Source organism: Phyllobacterium sp. OV277 (assembly GCF_900104355.1).
In the GTDB taxonomy this organism is placed as follows: Bacteria; Pseudomonadota; Alphaproteobacteria; order Rhizobiales; family Rhizobiaceae; genus Phyllobacterium.
This window is the reverse complement of the sequence record NZ_FNIY01000003.1, coordinates 24,625-44,121: the sequence shown is the minus strand read 5'-3', so window position 1 is coordinate 44,121 and position 19,497 is coordinate 24,625. Positions and strand designations below refer to the sequence as shown.

The window sequence follows — 19,497 nt, the reverse complement described above, 5'->3', positions numbered from 1 at the left end:
CCATGAGGCGCGTTGTCATAACCGGCCTTGGGCTGGTTTCTCCTCTTGCATCCGGTGTTGAGCTTACTTGGTCCCGCCTTTTGGCTGGTAAGAGTGCTGCCCGACTGGTGACAGAGTTTGAAGTTGAAGATTTGCCTTGCAAAATTGCCTGCCGGATACCGGTTGGTGATGGCACCGATGGTACATTCAATCCTGATGATTGGATGGAGCCAAAGGAACAGCGCAAGGTTGATCCCTTTATCATTTACGCCATGGGTGCTGCCGATCAGGCGCTTGCCGATGCCAAGTGGGCACCGGAAAGCGACGAGGATCAGATTCGCACCGGTGTGCTGATCGGTTCGGGTATTGGTGGCCTCGAAGGCATTGTCGAAGCGGGTTATACGCTGCGTGACAAAGGCCCCCGGCGCATTTCGCCTTTCTTTATTCCCGGTCGTCTGATCAATCTGGCTTCTGGCCAGGTATCCATCAAGCATAAGTTGCGCGGCCCGAACCATTCGGTTGTCACAGCTTGCTCGACCGGAGCGCACGCCATTGGTGATGCATCGCGTCTGATCGCCTTTGGTGATGCTGACGTTATGGTTGCCGGTGGTACGGAATCGCCCGTCAGCCGTATTTCGCTGGCCGGTTTTGCCGCTTGCAAGGCGCTGTCCACTGCACGCAATGATGATCCGACTGCGGCTTCACGCCCTTACGATGATGACCGTGATGGTTTCGTCATGGGTGAGGGTGCCGGTATTGTCGTGCTTGAAGAGCTGGAACATGCTTTGGCACGCGGCGCAAAGATTTATGCCGAAGTCATCGGCTATGGTCTTTCCGGCGACGCTTATCACATCACGGCTCCGTCCGAGAGCGGTGAGGGTGCGCAGCGCTCCATGGAAATGGCTCTGAAGCGGGCGGGCATCACGCCCGATCAGATCGATTACATCAACTCTCATGGTACATCGACCATGGCTGATACGATTGAGCTTGGTGCTGTTGAGCGCGTTCTGGGCGATGCTGCTCCAAAAGTCTCGATGTCGTCCACCAAGTCATCCATTGGCCACCTTCTCGGTGCTGCCGGTTCGACCGAAGCCATTTTCTGTGCGCTTGCCATTCGTGACAATGTCGCCCCGGCTACGCTCAATCTGGACAAACCATCGGTGGAAACCAAAATTGATCTGGTGCCGCACAAGGTACGGCATCGTAAGATTGATGTGGCGCTTTCCAACTCCTTTGGATTTGGTGGTACCAACGCTTCGCTCGTTTTGCGGCGTTTTCAACAGTGATTGCAGCAATGGCGGAAGCGTTTTCGCGCTTTCGCCATAATCACAATCAAATTTACCGGCATTCTTGCCGGAAAAACTTGCTCGAGGTGTTTGCGTGAGCTCAGATCAGCAGTCTGAAGAGACGAACGGTTCGCCCGCCGCCAACGCGCCGGAGCGTAAACCGATTGTTCCGCAGTCGGCATCTGAAGCCTTGCGGCCTGAGCCGGGGACACCCCCGCCAGCACCCGTGCGCCGGTCGCGCCGTGCCCGCAGCCAGATCGTTGTCTTTGCCAATTTCATGCTGTCGCTGGTTGTGCTGGTGGTTCTTGCCGCCGCTGCCGCCGTTTATTTCGGCAAGGTTTCGTTCAACGAGCCCGGTCCGACAGATGTTACGACGGATTATGTCGTCAAGAATGGCACCGGGATTGTTGAAATTGCCGATGGTCTGGAGCGTCGCGGCATCATCACCGATGCGCGTGTTTTCAAATATGGCGTTCAGGCCTATGGCTATCAGCGCGATATGAAGGCGGGTGAGTACGAGATCAAGGCGCACGCCTCAATGCGCGATATCATGGATTTGTTGCGCAGCGGCAAGTCGGTCCTGCATTCGCTGACTGTTCCGGAAGGGCTTACCGTCGATCAGATTCTGCAACGCGTGAGCGAGGATGATGTGCTGACCGGCGCGTTGCCAGCGGTTGTGCCTGACGAAGGTTCGCTGTTTGCCAATACTCAGCGCTTCTCCCGCGGCACAACGCGTGAGGAAATCGTCAAGAAGATGCAGGCTGACCAGAAGAAGCTGGTTGACGAGATTTGGGCGCGCCGCGATCCGAGCGTTCCGCTCAAGACCATTGAAGAATTTGTCACGCTTGCCTCGATCGTCGAGAAAGAAACAGGGAAGGCCGATGAGCGCCCGCGCGTTGCTGCCGTGTTCATCAACCGTTTGAACAAGCGCATGCGCCTTCAGTCTGATCCTACGATCATTTATGGCCTGTTTGGCGGCAAGGGCAAACCATCTGACCGCCCAATCCTGAAATCCGATCTGGAAAAGCCGACACCGTACAACACCTATACGATCAACGGACTGCCACCGGGGCCGATTGCCAATCCCGGCCGCGATGCGCTGGAAGCCGTTGCGCATCCCTCGCAGACCAAGGATCTTTATTTTGTCGCCGATGGCACTGGCGGTCACGTATTTGCCGAAACGCTTGATGACCACAATGACAATGTGAAGCGCTGGCGCACGGTGGAGAAGAATCGCATTGACGAGGCAGCCAAGGCGGCAACCGGCGACAAGAATGCCGATCCGTCTGACGCCGGGGATGACAGCGAGCCAACACAACAATAATTCTGCAAGGGCCTGATTGCGATCAGGCCTTCGTTCTTGGGGGGAATAATGTCATTGCAAAGCATGACGGGTTTTGCCCGTCACCTCCGGAACGATGCCGGGGTGCAGATTTCATGGGAAATCAAATCGGTCAATGGCAAGGGCCTTGATGTCAGGTTTCGCCTGCCCACTGGCTTTGAAGCTGTGGAGCAAAAGGCGCGAGCATTGTTTGGCCAGCGTTTCAAGCGCGGCAATTTTCAGGCTGCATTGACTGTGACCCGCAATGCGGGTGATGCGAAGGCGCTCATCAACGAGCCTTTGCTGAAGGAACTGGCACGGATTGCCGCACAGCTGCGCGAGGACTTCAAACTGGCTCCTTCAACACCGGAGGGCCTGATGGCTCTGCGCGGCGTTCTGGAGGCGCCACAGGACGTGTTATCGCCGGAAGATCAGGCTGAGGTTGAGGAAGCCGTTCTGGCTGTTCTTGACGAAACGCTTTTGCAGCTCGAACACAATCGCCAGATTGAAGGCAAGGCACTCGGCGACATATTGAGCGCACAGGTCGATGCGGTGGAGCTGCTCACCCAGCAGGCGCGGCGTGATCCAAGCCGTACGCTCGATGCAGTTCGCGCGCGGCTTGCTGCGCAGGTGGCGCTGCTGCTGGATGCGTCTCCGGCACTTGATGAAGCCCGCCTGCATATGGAAGCGGCATTTCTGGCGACAAAGGCCGATATTCAGGAAGAACTTGATCGCCTTGATATGCATGTGGCCGCCGCGCGCACGCTTCTGCGCGATGGAAATGGGGTCGGGCGTAAGCTGGATTTTCTGACACAGGAATTTAACCGCGAGGCAAATACACTCTGCTCCAAGGCCAATGCGGCCTCGATCACGTCGATTGGACTTGACCTGAAGGCGGTTGTGGATCAATTGCGCGAGCAAATACAGAATCTGGAGTAATCATGCTCAACGCATCCAACAGCATCAAACGACGTGGCCTCATGCTGGTGCTGTCCTCGCCATCGGGCGCAGGAAAGTCGACGATCGCCCGACTGTTGCTCAATGATAAAGAGAAGCTCGAACTGGCATTGTCGGTTAGCGTGACCACGCGTCCGCGCCGCGCCAGCGAGATTGAAGGCGTCCACTATCATTTCATTTCCGTGCGCGAGTTCGAGCGCCTGCGCGACAGCGATGAACTGATTGAATGGGCTGAGGTGCATGGCAATTTCTATGGCACACCCCGGGAAGCCGCGGAAAATGCCCTTGCCGATGGCCAGGACATGCTTTTTGACATTGATTGGCAGGGCGCGCTGCAATTACAGGAAAAAATGAAGGGCGACGTCGTCAGCATCTTCATTCTGCCGCCGTCGATGACTGCTCTGAAGCACCGCTTGCATCGCCGCGCCGAAGACACGGAGGAAGTGATCGATGTGCGCCTGCGCAATGCACGCAACGAGATCGAGCGTTGGCGATCCTACGACTATGTTATCGTCAACGAGGATCTCGACCGCGCCTATCATCAGGTCCAGTCAATCGTGACTGCCGAACGCCTGCGCCGCGACCGTTGCCCCGGCCTGTTTGATTTCGTCAGCACCCTGCTGGATGAAAAGATCGACTAGAGCGCGTTGGCGTGACGCTGAACGCCACCCCTACACACTTGCTGTCGTATCCATCCGTGTTTCTTTTTCATCGTCAGCTGACACAAATGGGGTGAAGACACCGATCACGACACATCCAATGAGCACAATCATGCTCAATACTATTACCGTTGACATGTCTCCGGACTGTGTTGCGAGAATGTACCCGCCAAGCGTAGCGGCCAAAGGAACTGGCACGTAGCTGATCGTTCTGGTGATTGCGACCACGCGGCTTAGATATTGAGTTGGCACCACGCGTTGCCGTTCTGTGAACATCGTGACAACGATAACGGCTTCAGCGGCCATGGTGATAGACCGCGCGCCGACAACACCCCAAAAATCGAGGCGTTCCGCCAGCAGAAGGGGTGCCGTTCCGATCGCTGACACGAACACGCATGCCAGCATGAGCCGCCCCGGATGAACGCGCTGCATCAATTTCGGCGCTATCAGAGACCCAATGATTGCGCCAATGGCGGAGAGACCCAAGGCAAGACCTGCCAGCTCCGGACTAAGTCCGATGTCCTGTGTGAGAAAATAAATGATATTTCCAAGGATAAGGTGGGAAGAGAAATTGACCAGAATGAACAGGAATGTGCCCCACTTGATGATCGGGTAGTGCATGGCAGTTTTTAGACCCTGACCCAGGCCATGAAGTACTGAGGAAACCGATAGTGTCAGAGTGCCGTCACCAACAGGGTTTTGGGCGCGAATGATCAAGATGAGTGCCATGGAAAGAAAAAACGATGCGGCATTCAACCAAAGCACGTTGTATGCACCCAGTAAGGCCACGAGCGAGCCCCCAATTGCTGGCGCCACAAGGTTGAGAACACTATCACTTGTCGTGATCAATGAGTTTGCACGTGAAAGATGTTGCGCGGGCACGGTGCTGGGCAGAAATCCCTGAAAGGCCGGGTGAGAAATACTTGATATGGCGCCCAGAACTGCCAGCCCCGGCATGAGCCAATAGGCGTTTGCTCCGGGGAGGGACAGATAAAGACAGATCGCAAGGGCAATACATCCCGAGATAAAATCCGCAATCCATAACAGGCGTTTACGGTCTACTGCATCGGCCAGCACGCCGCCGAAAGGCATGACAATGATGAATGGCGCAAAGGTTGCTGCATAGGAAAGCGACATCAAAAAGGGCGATTGGGTCAGATCATAGACCACAAGAGGTATCGCGAGGCGATAAGCCCAATCACCGACGATTGAGATCGTATACGCTGCCCATAGAGCACGAAAATCGCGTCCGGGGATCATCTAACCGTCGGCTGCGCGGCACTGCGCGTAAAGCATGGAATGGCTATTTTCAGCTCCTGACAAAGTACGCTCACCATGAAGCGCCAGCACATCAGTGCACGCCACGGTTTCGCGGACAATTCGTAGGACTACTGACCGTTGGGGTGAGTTGGTTCTATCTGGCCGATATTTGCTTTACTTGAGCCACCGCTCAAAGTGCGTTGGCGAGGGCCACAAACTCTTCAATTGATAGCGTTTCCGCGCGGCGGGTGCCGTCTATGCCTGCCTTGGCCAGCAGCGTTTCGCCGCCAAGCGGCTTGATGCTCTGGCGCAACATCTTGCGGCGCTGGCCGAAAGCCGCCTGTGTTACTCGGCCAAGTATCGTCGCGTCGCATGGGAGCGGTGCTGCGCGCGGAACGAGATGGACCACCGATGATGTCACCTTTGGTGGCGGTGTAAAGGCCTGCGGCGGCACGTCGAAAGTGATCTTTGCCTCCGTGCGCCAGCCCGCCAGCACGCCGAGGCGGCCATAGGGATCGGAAGTCGGTTTTGCTACGATACGCTCGGCCACTTCACGCTGGAACATCAGCGTCAGCGAGGCATAGAAGGGCGGCCATGGCTCGCTGAGCAGCCAGCCGATCAGCAGTTGCGTGCCGATATTATAGGGCAGATTGGCAATGATTTTGACTTTCTCGCCGCCCGCCAGCGCCCTGAAGTCCGTCTCCATTGCATCACCAGAGATGACCCTGAGACGACCCGGGTAATGATCGGCGATCTCCTGCAGGGCCGACAGGCAGCGCTCGTCACGTTCAATAGCGATGACATTGGCACCCTGAGCCAGTAAGGCGCGTGTCAGGCCGCCCGGGCCGGGTCCAACCTCAATGACGGTCTGTCCCTGCAGATCACCCGCCTGCCGCGCAACTTTGGCGGTCAGGTTGAGATCAAGCAGAAAATTCTGGCCAAGCGATTTCTTCGCCATCAGTTCATGGCGGTCAATCACATCACGCAGAGGAGGGAGGTCGTCAATACTCATGCGATAGTGCGATTCTGGCTGGAGCGACGGGAGGCAAGTTCATCGGCAAGACGCAAGGCTGCAATCAGGCTGTCCGGCTTGGCCTTGCCAGACCCTGCAATGTCAAAGGCGGTGCCGTGATCCGGCGAAGTGCGCACAAAGGGCAGACCCAGCGTCACATTTACACTGTCATCAAATCCGAGTGTCTTGGCCGGAATGAGGGCTTGATCATGATACATGCAAACAGCGGCATCATAGGTGGCGCGCGCAGCGGCGTGGAACATGGTGTCCGCTGGAAGAGGGCCACGAGCGTCTATACCTTCACTTCGAAGGATTTCGACGGCGGGACGCACAATTTCCTCATCTTCCAAACCCATTGAGCCGCCTTCACCCGCATGCGGGTTAAGACCCGCAACCGCAAGGCGCGGTTTGGCAATGCCAAACTGGTTTCTGAGCGCCTCAGCGGTAATGCGGGAAATAGCGAGAATCTTGGCAGTATCAAGCACTTCAGGAACGCGGCTAAGCGCAATGTGAATGGTTACGGGTACAGCGCGCAGCAATGGCCCCGCCAGCATCATGACGGGCGTTACCTCGTGGCCGAGATGCTCACCGGCCAGATGCGCCAGAAACTCCGTATGGCCGGGAAAGCGAAAACCGGCCTCATAGAGCGGCTTCTTGGCGATGGGACAGGTAACAACGGCGCTCGCCTGACCGGACAGGGTGTATTCAACAGCCCGTTCAATGGCTTCGATTGTTCCGGCGGCATTGTCTGCCAATGGCGTGCCGGGGCGGTCGATTTGCGGATTTCGCAATGGAACAACCGGCAGCGCGCGATCGAAAACGTGGCGGGCATTGTCCGGTGTGGTGATTTCGATGGGGCATTCTAGGCCCAATCGCACCGCGCGCGCAGCAATGAGCTTCGCGTCGCCAAGCAGAAAAAAGGCAGGCAGGTGGGCTGATCTGCGCAAAGTCCAGGCTGTAAGCGCGATATCAGGCCCTATGCCGGACGGATCACCAGAACTGACAGCAAGGACGTTGTTCATGAAAGGGCAATACCATCATCGATTGACGATGGATGCCTTTTTCCGGAGATCGTCGAGATACTGCTTGTTGACGGCATCTGCCGTGGCATCAGGCTTCTGGTTGGCTGCTGCCGCTTCCTGCGAGAAGACCAGACGCGCAACGCGGTCGTCGGAAATCTGGCGGGTTGCGCAGACACCGAGGAACTCCACGCCCTTGTCAGTATCCTGCGTCACGGTGGCATGGCCAACGGATGTAGCTGTCACCTGCTTTGACCATTCCGGCGGCAGTTCCTGCTCGACGAAACGGCCAAGGTCACGCACTGTGACATCAAGTGTACCCTTGGCGATATCGCGTGTTGAATCACACCCGCTGAACTTTGCGCGCAGGGCATTGGCCTCATTGCGCCGCTTTGCCAGATTACCGCGATCAGCGGCAGGCACGACAAAAATCACCTGCTGTAATGTGTATTCGGTCGATACAGGCTTCTTGCCGCCATCTTTCAACATGCGCTGTACGGCATCCTGTTCGGAAACGCGGCTACCACCCTGCGTGCGGCCGCGGGTGCCAAGGGCACGGCCCCAGCCCATCTGCATGCGGATATATTCTTTGAAGTGATCAGCCGTAACGCCCGATTTGTCGAGGACACCATTGAGCTGGGCGAGCGTCATCTTGTTGTTGGTGGCAAAGCGTTCAAAAGCCTGGTTCACGTCCGTATCTGAAATAACGATGTTCAGCCGCCGCATTTCCTGGCGCTTGAGCATGTCGTCGGTCAGTTCTTCACGCGCCATCTGCACGAGGTTGCCCTTCTTGCGCTGCAGCTTCAAAAAGGCCGCGCGACGGGCAATGTCATAATCGGTAATTGGTGATCCATTGACAATGACCTTGACGTCACTTGCCTGCGCAGGCAGCGAAAACCCTGCCGTCAGACCAGAACCCAAAGCGGTCACTATCGCCGCCGCAAGAATGTGCTTCCTCACCATCATCTTCCACGTTATCCGATCATTTATGAATCTCTTTTGGCCATTTTGACAAAAATGATCAGCAAAATCCATTCCTGTGAGTTTATTTCTGTTCCCTAGTGCAATTTTACTAAGGCAAAAGCATGACTGGCCGCAAGTGCGGCCAGTTGAAAAGAAATGATTAAATACCGCCAATATTCACCGGCTTGCCAAATTCCCACAGGGTGCGGAACGAAATGTTGAAGCCGAACGTCGTTGTCTTGTCGCCTGCCGCGCCAGTGCTGTCGATTGGCCGCTGCTCGGTATAGGACATCTGGTAGGTAAAGCACTCGTCATCATAGGCCAACGCCGCTACCTGCTTCACGAGTGTATCGTGAACGATATCATAGGTGCCGGAACCCAGAACGCGCCAGTTTGGTGTGATTTTGAGGGAACCACCAAGCGTGACTTCCTGTCTGTCCGTCGGAAAACCGTAAGTTGGCTGAGCATCGATAAACGCATATTTGGCAAAAAGCGTGCCGTGTGTGCCCGCTGCAGTGGCTGCAACTTCAGCACGGCGCATTTCAAACGTATCCTTGTCGAAACGCCCGCCTGTCGTCAGATTATAGGCACCGTAATTGGCACCGATCATGGCAACATAGTCGGAGCGCGCCGATTCAAGTCCGGACTCCGCACCTGCATTGACAAAATCAGATGTCGCAAAGGAGTTCAACCCGCCAAGCTGGAATGATTGACCGGCAATACCATTGAGTGACAGGCCATTGTTGAATGTGCCGGAATAACGAATGCCGAGATTGGCACGCGTACCGCCTTCAACCCGGTCGTAACCGGAGAATTTGTCTCGCTCAAACAGGCTTGAAGCGTCAAAGACAAAGCTCTGCGCATCCTCGTTCGGCATCTGACCCGCATAGGGTTCATTGTTGCGAACAAAAATCTGGGCTGTTGGCTCAAGAACATGGGTCGAATTGGCTGCCGTAAACAGGATTGGATATTTGGCTTCAAGTCCGGCCGTTGCCAAGCCGCGGAAGGCCTGATCACGATTAACGCCAGCTGAATCCGAATCCACATACATGCCATCACCGCGCAACGCGAGGATGGGTGTCAGAACAAGGCCGCTATCCGTAATAAACGTACGCTTCCACTCAACTTCGCCAGTGATGCGGCCGTCATTGCCCTTGATGCCAGAGAGATACCCGGTGCGCGGCAGACCTGTGTATCCCGCCGTAGCATCCAGCTTGTCACGGCTGAGTGCCTGCACGTTGAGGTTAAAATTCAACTCGCCGCCCGCAAGAGGCTGTGTCGGGATATAGGCATAATCGAGACTTGGCAGAACCCAGGGCTGCTTGGGTTCGGATGAGGAGGGATTGGAGTCGCTCCAACCTTCCTGAATATGGAATTTATACAGACGCAGATCGAAATAATTGCGGTCATGCAATCCGGTCAGATAAATCTGGTCGGTCTTGTTATAATCCGCATAGTTCTCGAGACCATAACGATAGGCGAAAGCCTTGTCGGACTGCACCATAACGTCCCAGCCGAATGACCAGCGTGGATTAATCTGGAAATGGCCCTTCGATCCAACCATACCGCGACCGGTATTGTTGTAATCTTCCTGATCGTTAATCGAATTGAATTCGTGCGGTTTGTTCTGGCTGATTCCAGCAAGATTGATGCTGTATTCACCATTGGCCAAACGATGGCGCCATTCCGCTTCAGCAAGGAAACCCTGCTTTGTATAACCGGTGCCGGTCAGCGTCAGGTCGTAATTAGGGGCAAGCGCCCAGAAGTAGGGAACACTGACACCGTAGCCGAGATCCGTCTCATATTTGTAGCTCGGCATCAGGAAGCCGCTTTTGCGCTTCACTGTCGGGTCGGCAATTTCGAAGGCTGGCATGAATGCCAGGGGCATACCGAACAGCTCAAACCGACCGCGCTCGAAGCGGATGGTCTTCTTCTTGCCGTTCCAGATGATTTTCTGGGCACGCACCTGCCAAAGCGGAGCTTTGCCGGGTTTATCACGGCAGGGTTCGCACGCGGTATAAATGCCATTGTTGAACTTTGTAATCTCGCCGCCAACACGCTCGGCGCTTTCAGCGGCAAAGCGCGTATTATCGGCTGATTCAACCCGCAACGTGTTGATGAAGCCTTCCTTGAAGTCATCGGTCACATCGAGATTTTCCGCATAGATGCGGTTGCCGTCTTTTTCGACAATCTCGACCTTGCCCATGGCCTTCAGGCGACCGGTCTTCTGATCATAGGTGACCTGCCGGGCAACCAGCCGGTTGCCGTCATAATCGATCTGTACACCACCGACGGCCGAAATCGTCTTGGCGTTGATGTCATACACAAGCTCATCCGATTCCAGCAGCATTTGCGCGTTTGGATTCGTCTTGAAATTACCTGCTAGGGCATCATTGGTCTGGGCCACGGCTGGGAACGAAATCCCGCCTGCAAGGCATAGCACGGCCGTCCCGCACATAAGCCGTGCGAGCCACGTCGGCAACACCGAGCGCGTTACATTCAATCCCACTCTAACCATCCTCCTTGTGCAGTAGAAAGGAGACCCCAAAAAAAGTCGCAATCAGGACTGGAGTCCAAGCGGCAACAAAAGGCGGGACAAATCCCGCATTTCCGAATGCCTTGACCACGACTGTGACGACATAAAGCACGAAGCCCGCAAGGACGCCACCCAGAATCATTGTCCCGGATTGTCCAAAGCGCACAAATTTTAGCGAAACTGTCGCAGCGATTAGGGTCATCGCCATTAAAAGTGCAGGCAAAGCCAGCAAAGACTGGAAATGCATGTCAAAAGCATTGGCTGGATAGCCAAAAGAACGAGCTGCGGCAATTTTGTTACGCAGCTCAAAAAAAGGAATCGTCTCAGGCCGCGCGAGGCTTTCTTCAACAAATTCAGGGCGAAGATGGGTTGGAATCTGCACATCGCCCGGTGAAACAGGGGTCTCACCAAGCACAAATTTCGTCACATCGGTTAGCTGCCAGTAACCTTCTTGAAGGTCGGCAGTTTTGGCATCGAGTCGCTCGATAATGTCCTTGTTTTTGTCCAGACGGACAAAAGTTGCATCGACAAGTCGCAGGCCACGATTGACGATACTCTTGGCACCAATGATCGTCTCGCCTTCATCGGTCTTCTGGCGAAGCCAGGGCACACGATCGTCGGTCGTATCGTTGGTTTTTCCGCTCCGCCAGTTCGCTTGCACCGCTTCGCTTTTCTCAAAGCCGTAGGCGGCGAGGGGATTGACCACGAGCACTGCCAGAAGGCCAAACAGAAATGCTCCGGTGCAGGCAGGCAGCAGAAACTGCCAGGCCGACACGCCGACCGAACGGGCCACAACGAGTTCATATTTCCGGTTAAGGGAAATCAACGTGGTCATCGCCGAGAACAGGGCAATGAACGGGAACACCTGCTGCATGATGTAAGGAATACGCATCAGCGACAGGCCGAAAGCCTGAATCGATGAATATTGCGGCAGGGCGGCAAGCTTGCTCGACAGTTCCGTGAAATCCAGAATCAGGGCGAGCGCAAAGCTTCCCAGAAGGAAATAGCAGGTGATCGTCACGTAGCGGAGAAAGAAATAACGCCCGAGTGTCCAGCCTATCATTCTTCATTCGCTCCGCGATTGGAGCGGGGATTTAGCAGCTTTGTCCTGACACCCGCAAGCGCTGCCTGTGGTGTAACAGGTCCGTTCTTGAAGAGATTGCTCAGGAACGCCGGGACACCGATCTGACGGTTTGTCGCCAGTGCATAGATTGCCAGCAATGAAACCACAATCGGGAAGGCAAAGAGGAATGGAATAACGTCCTCGTTCTTTTCCGCCGTCTGGCCGCTGGAATAGCTGATCCAGAACACGATGAGACTCAAGGTGATCGCCGTGAAAGAAGCCGAAATGCGGGCTTCCCGGTGCGAGCGTGAGTCAGCCGCCGCCGCCAGTGAAATCAAAGCGAAGACGATAGGATACATCCAGTCGGTCAGCCGCTTGGCCAGTTCTGCCGTATAGCGCAAAGGTTTCTGTTGATAAACAGGATCGTTCGGGTCCGGGTTCATCAGATAATCCAGCGGCCTGTCCTTGGCGAAAATCGTTGGATCTTTATCGTCATTCGGCAAAAACTCAGCCAGATCAAGCGCATAGGTATTGAACTTGATAATGGAGACATTGCCGGTCTTTACATCGCGGCGGTCGATCTCGCCGTCTTTCATCACCAGCAGGCTCTGGTCACCCTTGTCAACGACAAGACCATCCTTGGAATAATACAGCAGATCAGTCACCGGATCGCGCGAATCGGAGACGAACAGACCTTTGATCGAGCCGTTTGAATCGCGGCTTTCAATCTGTAGATAGAGATTTTCGTCCAGCCGCTGAAACGATCCCTGCTGCACGACAAGATTGATGACGTCGGAGCGGGCATCGGCAATCATCTGCCGCATGCTCATCTGCGAATAGGGAGCAATGTAGTTGGCAATGATAAAGGAAAGGGCTGCAACGACAATCGCGAAGAGGATAACCGGACGAATGACCGTGGAACGCGGTGCGCCCGAGGCATTGATGACAACGAGTTCCGAATCCTGGTTCATCGTTGAAAGCGTCTGCGTCACGGCGATAACCAGCGCGAACGGCATGACAACGGGAAATGCTGACGGAAGAAGGTTGGAACTGAACTTGAGGATATAGAAGAAGCTCTGGCCGCTGGTGGTCAGAAAGTTGATGCGACCGAGCACCTGAACAATCCATGTAATACCGACTGCCGACAGCAGGACAGCCAGGAACATGACGACAATGCGTCGTAAGATATATATCTCGATCAGGCGCATGTCATGTTTCGCAAAAGAGTTCCGCCACCTTGTTTGTCGACTTGCCGTTCACGAATGACCGACCATTTCATCTATGCCATACAACTTATGGCATTATTTTGCCGCACTATGGGACGAACCCGGTATATGTTCAATCTAGTCAGGCTTGGCTAAAAATAGGCGAAGAAAGCTGGTTAACAAGGTGTTAGCGCGCGATCCTTATCGTCACCCACTTCATTCATCAACTGTGATGAATAAGGAAGTCACAATTTGTTCAATCTGGAGATATCATGTCCAAACGACCATCCATCAGTTTTGCAAAGTTTGCTGCCGTTGAAAACGGAACCGCAGTTTTGCTTCTGGCCAGCGAAGGTAAGGTAGCTGGCGAAGCCGAATCTGTCGTCGGGCAGGCGTTGCTGTCGCGTATCATTGATGTCTCGGATTTCAAGGGAAAACTTGCCGCAAGCCTGAGCACGCTTGCGCCTGCGGGGACTGAACTGGACCGTCTGGTGCTGGTTGGAACGGGTGATCCGGCCGAGTTGAAAGCCGATGACTGGCTGAAACTGGGCGGTTCCGCATTCGCAAAGATCGGCAAGGCCAAACATGTTTCGGTGGTTCTTGCTTTGCCTGAGGCAGAGGTCTCGGGCGAAAATGCCGCAGACTTTGCGCTCGGTATTCTGCTGCGCGCCTACAGCTTCGATAAATATAAAACCAAGAAGGGCAAAAGCGACGATGAGGGGAAGGAAGAGAAATCTTCCGCCAAGATCACCATTCTTGTGGCCGACCCTCATGCCGCAAAGAAAGCCTTTGCCAATGCCGAAGCCGTGGCCGAGGGCGTTAACCTTGCACGCGATCTCGTCAATGAACCCGCCAACATTCTGGGGCCGGTCGAATTTGCTGAACGAATCGAGGAACTCAAAAAACTCGATGTGAAGGTCGAAATCCTTGATCCGAAGGACATGAAGAAGCTTGGCATGGGCTCGCTTCTTGGCGTTGCGCAGGGTTCAGTCCGTCCGGCGCGCCTCGCAATCATGGAATGGCAGGGTGGCAAGGGCAAGGAAGCGCCGATCGCTTTCGTCGGCAAGGGCGTCACATTCGATTCCGGCGGTGTCTCGATCAAACCGGCCGCCGGCATGGAAGAGATGAAGGGGGACATGGGCGGCGCAGCTGCCGTGACAGGTCTTCTGCATACACTCGCCACCCGTAAAGCCAAGGTGAATGTGGTCGGTATTGTCGGCCTTGTGGAAAACATGGTGGACGGCAATGCGCAGCGTCCCGGTGATATCGTCACGTCCATGTCCGGCCAGACCATCGAAGTGCTCAACACCGATGCGGAGGGCCGTCTGGTGCTGGCAGATGCGCTCTACTATTGCAATGAGCGGTTCCAGCCGAAATTCATGGTCAATCTTGCCACGTTGACCGGTGCCATCATGGTTGCACTTGGTGTGTCACGCGCCGGGCTTTTCTCCAATGATGACACGCTCGCAGCGCAATTGTTCGATGCAGGGCAGGCAACGGGCGAGAAATTGTGGCGTATGCCGCTCGGTCCTGATTATGACAAGCTGATCGATACGAAAAATGCCGATATGAAGAACATCGGCACCCGTTTTGGTGGCGCCATCATTGCAGCACAGTTCCTCAAGCGCTTTGTCGGTGATACGGCCTGGGCACATCTGGATATTGCGGGCACCGCCATGGGCGCTCCAGCAACGGAATACAGCCAGTCCTGGGCCTCCGGCTTTGGCGTGCGCCTTTTGGACCGATTGGTGCACGATAATTTCGAAGGCTGATAAAGCCAGAAAGTGATAATGCGGTTCGTGGTTCGTGGTTCGACATAACAACCATGAGGGAGAGGGGTGATGCAATGCTAATCGCCGAGGGCGCAGAGTTTAGCTCCCTGCAATCCTCCATTCTCTGTCATCCTCGGGCTTGACCCGAGGACCCACAACTTAGAGGCGCTGAGCATACGGATTCATCTGATCTCCTTGGCCGTGGGTCCTCGGGTCAAGCCCGAGGATGACAGAGATTGGTGGGGTATGAGGAGTCAAGTTCTGCGCCCTCGGCGATTAGCATTGCATCACCCCTCTCCCTCATGGTTGTTATGTCGAACCACGAACCACGAACCACGCACCACGAACCATTCAACCAAACCGAGTGACGAATATCCAATCAGATGAGTAAAAATGACTGAAATCCTGTTCTACCATCTGACTGAATCGACACTGGAAAATGCGCTTCCGGGGTTGGTCGAACGCTCGCTCAGCCGCCAATGGAAGGTCGTTATCCAGACCGGGTCGCAGGAGCGGCGTGACAGTCTGGACAATCATCTGTGGACCTGGTCCGACGCATCGTTTCTTGCCCATGCCACGGATCAGGAGCCGCATCCGCAGGAGCAGCCTGTCATATTGACGACCGGTGAGGGCAATCCGAATGGGGCGACAGTGCGCTTTCTGGTGGATGGTGCCGCGCCCAGCAATGTTGAAGCCTATGAACGGCTTGTCCTGATGTTTGACGGGCACGATCAGATGCAGCTTGAACAGGCGCGCGCACAGTGGAAGCTTTTGAAGGCAGAAGGGCATATGTTGACCTATTGGCAGCAGAATGCCGAGGGCCGCTGGGAAAAGAAGGCCTGACATGCGCAAGCTGCTGCTGTTGCTTTTGATTGCTGGCATCGGGCTTGGCATCGGTTATCCCTGGTACATCTATAATTTTTCCGGTGCCGAGATAGGGTCATGGCGGGTGTTTGACCGACCCGGCCCCTACAAGCCAATCACCGTAGCATTGAAGGATAGCGACGGACCTGTCCGTGTTTTTGTGGATATGCAGCCGCTGCGCAATTTCATTCCGGCTGAAGGACGCAGCACATTGACTTCTGTCGTCACCCGCGATGGCAAGGACGTGCTGGTCAAAACGCTGTCCTATGTCAACGCCCAGACAGCCAACCGGGGATCGCCACAGGGGCCGCGTGTCTATCGCGACAGGGCGGGGGATATCGATCCGGTTGTCTCAGGTGACTATACATTCAAGATAGGGCCCGGTGATGTGGATGGTCTTGAAGTGGCGCAGGTTGATCTGGTTCTGCGAAAGGGTGCGGCTACGGTTGACCGGTGGGTTATCCCTGCTGGTCTGACGATGATTGCCGTCGCCCTCTTTGGCCTGATCCGGCTGGGACGCCGCAAAGCACAGCCCACCAACGCACCCGCTGCGCCAAAATGGGGACGGTGATGACCCATCAGCTCAATGGCTGTCCGACTTTACTGACGCCGCGCCTGCGCTTGCGGCAGTTTGAAAGCCGGGATGAGAAGGGCCTGCATGCCTGTCTGGGTGATGAAAAGCTGACGCAATACTGGGATTTTTCCGCCTGCGAGACAATCGAGGAAACGCGGCGCTGGCTGCGTGTGCTGGCCAAGACCACATCACCCTATGAAACGATGGCATGGGCGGTAGCAGACAGAACAACGGACCAGTGCATCGGCATGGTCAATTATCATCATCGCGAAGCGCGTAATCACCGGCTTGAAATCGGCTATATCCTGCGAACCGAATGGCAGGGCCGCGGCCTGATGGGGGAAGCGGTGCAGGCGCTCGTTAATCACTGCTCGGAAAATCTCAAAATACACCGTATTTCGGCGATCATTCATCCTGACAATGCCGCCTCCATCAAGCTCGTGGAGCGTTTGGGTTTTGAGTGCGAGGGCGGGCCGATGCGTGATTACTGGCGTGTCGGCACCACCTATATGAGCCCGATGCTTTACAGCCTCATCGTCAGCTGACGATTATCCACTTGCGTCCCGGTAATCCGATAGGCGCAGCGCCGCGCACCTTTCAATATGTGCTCGAACCGCTTGATTTCCACGTCAGGGCCAAGCGCGGCCTGAAACACATCCAGCTCTGACCGGCAGAGCTTTTGGCACGCTTTGGCGGCGACACAGATAGGGCAGTGGTTTTCGACGAGAATCAATGCTCCTGATTCATCGCGGTTTATCTCCGCCATATAGCCTTCGGCAGAGCGTATTTCCGCCAGCCGTTCCACGCGCTGCTCCATGGAATCTATGTTGGACAACTCGTTGCGGTAGTGATTGAGCGTGGTGGCTTCACGATGGGAAATAAGCTTGTCGAGACCAGCATCGCCGAAAACAGCGGATACCGAAGCCAGAATGTCGGCTGTCAGGGCGGCATGATTGTCGGGAAACTGCCGGTTGCCATCATCGGTCAAATGCCAGAAGCGTTTGGGCCGACCGACAGTCTCGCGGCTGTCTTCAAAGTCAACAAGGCCGTCCTCCTGTAGCCGCCCCAGCATCTGACGAACAGCAACGGACGTGATGCCAAGGCGGTCTGCCAGCGATGCGGCGGTCTGCGCGCCAGCCACCTTCAGGGAATAGAGCATGCGATTTGTGGTACGATCCTGCATCTTCTGACGATAACAAGAATATTTTTAAAAAGCTATTGCTTGTTTTATTAAGGGTAATATAAAAACATAAAACTTATTTAATTGAGGTGACGCCATGCAAGAGTCGACAGATCAAACCAGTGATGCGCGCTGGTCCGAGCTGATAAGCCCGCAATATTCGGCCGCAACAACAACGCTTTGCCTCGGCGTAGCGTTGTTTGCGTTCAATGGCTTTCTGGTTTCCACGTCCTTGCCGACAGCCGTACGGGAGATCGGCGGTTTGGCGCTCATCTCCTGGGCATTTACCCTCTATCTCGTCTTGTCCATCGTCGGTGGTGCCAGCGGTGCGCTATTGAAAGGCAAATTAGGGCCACGCCGGGCGCTGGTTGGTGCTGCACTGATGTTTCTGGTCGGAACACTGATCGCCGCTTTTGCCTCGTCCATGACGGAAGTGCTTGTTGGCCGGGCGCTGCAGGGGCTGGGCGAGGGCGTGATTGCCGCCATCTGTTATGCCCTTATTCCTGAACTTTTCCCGTCGCGTCTTGTGGCGAAAGTCTTTGGCGCGGAAGCTGTCGTGTGGGCCATTGCCGCCTTTGGCGGCCCGCTGGTCGCCGGTATTCTCACGGAAACCGTATCGTGGCGCGCTGCTTTCCTCGTCAACGTTCCCATGGCTTTGATCTTCATTACGCTGGTTTTCCGTATCGTCCCGCGCTCCAGCGCTGAGACCGGGAGTTTGTCCGTACCATTCCTGCGGCTCGCAGCCATTGGAGGCGGCATCATGCTGGTGGCGCTCGCAGGCATCATGCAGACTTTGACGATGGAAGTGCTGTTCGTCGCCGGTGCCGCTGCGGTCCTTGCCGCCGTTGTGATTGTGGACCGCCGCAGCCGCACGCCGCTGTTTCCATCGGATGCCTTCGCGCTTACATCCACCGTCGGTATCGGCCTTTGGGTCGTGTTGCTTATGCCCATCGCGCAGGCTTCCACGTCGGTTTATCTTGTCATGACCTTGCAGAATTTGTGGGGTTATGGCCCAACCATGGCCGGCGCATTCAGTGCAAGTTTTGCCGTCGCATGGAGCACAATCGCCATTTTGGTTGCCAATATTCAGGACTCGCGCCGCCGCTCATGGTTGATCCGCCTTGGGCCAACACTTTTGGTCACAGGGCTCGCCGTTCTCGTTCTCGGCTTCTCCGCCGATCTGCCGCTGGTGGTTCTGGCCGGTCAGATGAGCATCGGTGCCGGATTTGGTGTCAGCTGGGGCTTTTTAAGCCAGAGTGTCATGGAAGCGGCGCGTGATGGCGAGCGCGACCGGGCATCGGCACTGCTGCCGACATTGCAGTCCGCCGGTTATGCCATCGGCGCAGCTGTCGCCGGTCTGGTGGCCAATGCCGCCAATTATCCGCAGGCAACCAGCCCTGATGCCTTGCGCGATGCAACAATGACCATCTTTGCGGTCTCAACCATGATTGGTCTTGCTGCCCTGATCGCCGGTTTTGCCTTGCCATTCCGCAAGAAAACGGTGTTTGCAGCCGACTGCCTCAATTCTTAGAAAACCTGCCTCTATGGGGGCTGGCACCGTTCGGGAATTCACATCTGCTGAATTCCCGGAAAATCCAGGAGAGGGGAGGATTTCGACCTGCAAATCCCCTCTCTTGTGATTTTGTGAGCTAGCAATGATCGCTGCAAAACCTGCCACGCGTGGTTCGTGGTTCGACAAGCTCACCATGAGGGAGAGTGTGGATGGAACGCTAATCGCAAAGCTTGCAGAATATAGCTCTCTGCAACCCACCTATCTCCGTCATCCTATGGCTCCCATCTCTCCGTCATCCTCGGGCTTCCATCTCTCCGTCATCCTCGGGCTTGAC

17 protein-coding genes are annotated in these 19,497 nt (G+C 55.5%); 9 read left to right on the top strand and 8 right to left on the bottom strand.

All coding sequences use genetic code 11. The annotated features are described in order from the left end of the window. Positions 1 to 2: 2 nt before the first annotated feature. The 4 genes from fabF (at position 3) to gmk (ending at position 4,184) form a co-directional block, all read left to right on the top strand. Positions 3 to 1,265 carry a beta-ketoacyl-ACP synthase II gene (gene fabF, locus BLU05_RS11940; protein WP_091880343.1) on the top strand — a complete coding sequence of 421 codons (1,263 nt, stop codon included), beginning with the start codon at positions 3 to 5 and terminating at the stop codon, positions 1,263 to 1,265. A 94-nt stretch (positions 1,266 to 1,359) separates the two neighbouring features. Then, positions 1,360 to 2,589 (top strand): endolytic transglycosylase MltG, encoded by a 1,230-nt coding sequence (mltG, locus tag BLU05_RS11935; protein WP_091880342.1) that lies wholly within the window; start codon positions 1,360 to 1,362, stop codon positions 2,587 to 2,589. A 48-nt stretch (positions 2,590 to 2,637) separates the two neighbouring features. Then, positions 2,638 to 3,525, top strand: coding sequence for a YicC/YloC family endoribonuclease (locus BLU05_RS11930; RefSeq protein ID WP_091880340.1), 888 nt, complete (start codon positions 2,638 to 2,640; stop codon positions 3,523 to 3,525). 2 nt (positions 3,526 to 3,527) lie between these two features. Then, a complete protein-coding gene (gene gmk, locus BLU05_RS11925; RefSeq protein ID WP_091880339.1) occupies positions 3,528 to 4,184 on the top strand; it encodes a guanylate kinase in 657 nt (218 codons plus the stop codon). 30 nt (positions 4,185 to 4,214) lie between these two features. Here gmk and BLU05_RS11920 read toward each other — a convergent pair whose 3' ends face one another. The 7 genes from BLU05_RS11920 to lptF form a co-directional block, all read right to left on the bottom strand. Beyond that, a complete protein-coding gene (locus tag BLU05_RS11920; RefSeq protein ID WP_091880337.1) occupies positions 4,215 to 5,462 on the bottom strand; it encodes an MFS transporter in 1,248 nt (415 codons plus the stop codon). 190 nt (positions 5,463 to 5,652) lie between these two features. Beyond that, positions 5,653 to 6,474: a 16S rRNA (adenine(1518)-N(6)/adenine(1519)-N(6))-dimethyltransferase RsmA gene (rsmA, locus tag BLU05_RS11915; RefSeq protein WP_091880336.1), complete on the bottom strand. Its 822-nt coding sequence runs from the start codon at positions 6,472 to 6,474 to the stop codon at positions 5,653 to 5,655. Then, on the bottom strand, positions 6,471 to 7,496 hold the full coding sequence (pdxA, locus tag BLU05_RS11910) for a 4-hydroxythreonine-4-phosphate dehydrogenase PdxA (RefSeq protein ID WP_091880334.1): 1,026 nt from the start codon (positions 7,494 to 7,496) through the stop codon (positions 6,471 to 6,473). The genes rsmA and pdxA overlap by 4 nt, the downstream gene beginning before the upstream one ends. A gap of 15 nt (positions 7,497 to 7,511) precedes the next feature. Next, positions 7,512 to 8,459 (bottom strand): SurA N-terminal domain-containing protein, encoded by a 948-nt coding sequence (locus tag BLU05_RS11905; protein ID WP_091880333.1) that lies wholly within the window; start codon positions 8,457 to 8,459, stop codon positions 7,512 to 7,514. 157 nt (positions 8,460 to 8,616) lie between these two features. Beyond that, positions 8,617 to 10,965: an LPS-assembly protein LptD gene (locus BLU05_RS11900; protein ID WP_175540583.1), complete on the bottom strand. Its 2,349-nt coding sequence runs from the start codon at positions 10,963 to 10,965 to the stop codon at positions 8,617 to 8,619. 1 nt (position 10,966) lies between these two features. After that, the gene (gene lptG / locus BLU05_RS11895) at positions 10,967 to 12,055 is read right to left on the bottom strand and encodes an LPS export ABC transporter permease LptG (RefSeq protein WP_091880330.1); all 1,089 of its coding nucleotides are present in this window, start codon (positions 12,053 to 12,055) and stop codon (positions 10,967 to 10,969) included. Further along, entirely contained in the window at positions 12,052 to 13,263 is a 1,212-nt protein-coding gene (gene lptF / locus BLU05_RS11890; RefSeq protein WP_091880328.1) for an LPS export ABC transporter permease LptF, read from the bottom strand. The genes lptG and lptF overlap by 4 nt, the downstream gene beginning before the upstream one ends. A 269-nt stretch (positions 13,264 to 13,532) precedes the next feature. Here lptF and BLU05_RS11885 point away from each other — a divergent pair, with 269 nt between their 5' ends. The 4 genes from BLU05_RS11885 (at position 13,533) to BLU05_RS11870 (ending at position 17,015) form a co-directional block, all read left to right on the top strand. Further along, complete coding sequence (locus BLU05_RS11885; RefSeq protein ID WP_091880326.1) at positions 13,533 to 15,032, top strand: leucyl aminopeptidase; 1,500 nt, start codon at positions 13,533 to 13,535, stop codon at positions 15,030 to 15,032. Between the two features lie 393 nt (positions 15,033 to 15,425). Continuing rightward, entirely contained in the window at positions 15,426 to 15,875 is a 450-nt protein-coding gene (locus tag BLU05_RS11880) for a DNA polymerase III subunit chi (protein WP_091880325.1), read from the top strand. Position 15,876: 1 nt separating this feature from the next. Then, positions 15,877 to 16,467 carry a hypothetical protein gene (locus tag BLU05_RS11875; RefSeq protein WP_091880323.1) on the top strand — a complete coding sequence of 197 codons (591 nt, stop codon included), beginning with the start codon at positions 15,877 to 15,879 and terminating at the stop codon, positions 16,465 to 16,467. Next, the gene (locus BLU05_RS11870) at positions 16,467 to 17,015 is read left to right on the top strand and encodes a GNAT family N-acetyltransferase (protein WP_175540582.1); all 549 of its coding nucleotides are present in this window, start codon (positions 16,467 to 16,469) and stop codon (positions 17,013 to 17,015) included. The genes BLU05_RS11875 and BLU05_RS11870 overlap by 1 nt, the downstream gene beginning before the upstream one ends. Here BLU05_RS11870 and BLU05_RS11865 read toward each other — a convergent pair. After that, positions 16,994 to 17,629: a helix-turn-helix transcriptional regulator gene (locus BLU05_RS11865; protein ID WP_244518322.1), complete on the bottom strand. Its 636-nt coding sequence runs from the start codon at positions 17,627 to 17,629 to the stop codon at positions 16,994 to 16,996. The genes BLU05_RS11870 and BLU05_RS11865 overlap by 22 nt on opposite strands. 118 nt (positions 17,630 to 17,747) lie before the next feature. On the opposite strand from BLU05_RS11865, the gene BLU05_RS11860 reads away from it, so the two are divergent. Then, on the top strand, positions 17,748 to 19,181 hold the full coding sequence (locus BLU05_RS11860) for an MFS transporter (RefSeq protein ID WP_091880319.1): 1,434 nt from the start codon (positions 17,748 to 17,750) through the stop codon (positions 19,179 to 19,181). The last annotated feature ends 316 nt before the right edge of the window (positions 19,182 to 19,497 follow it).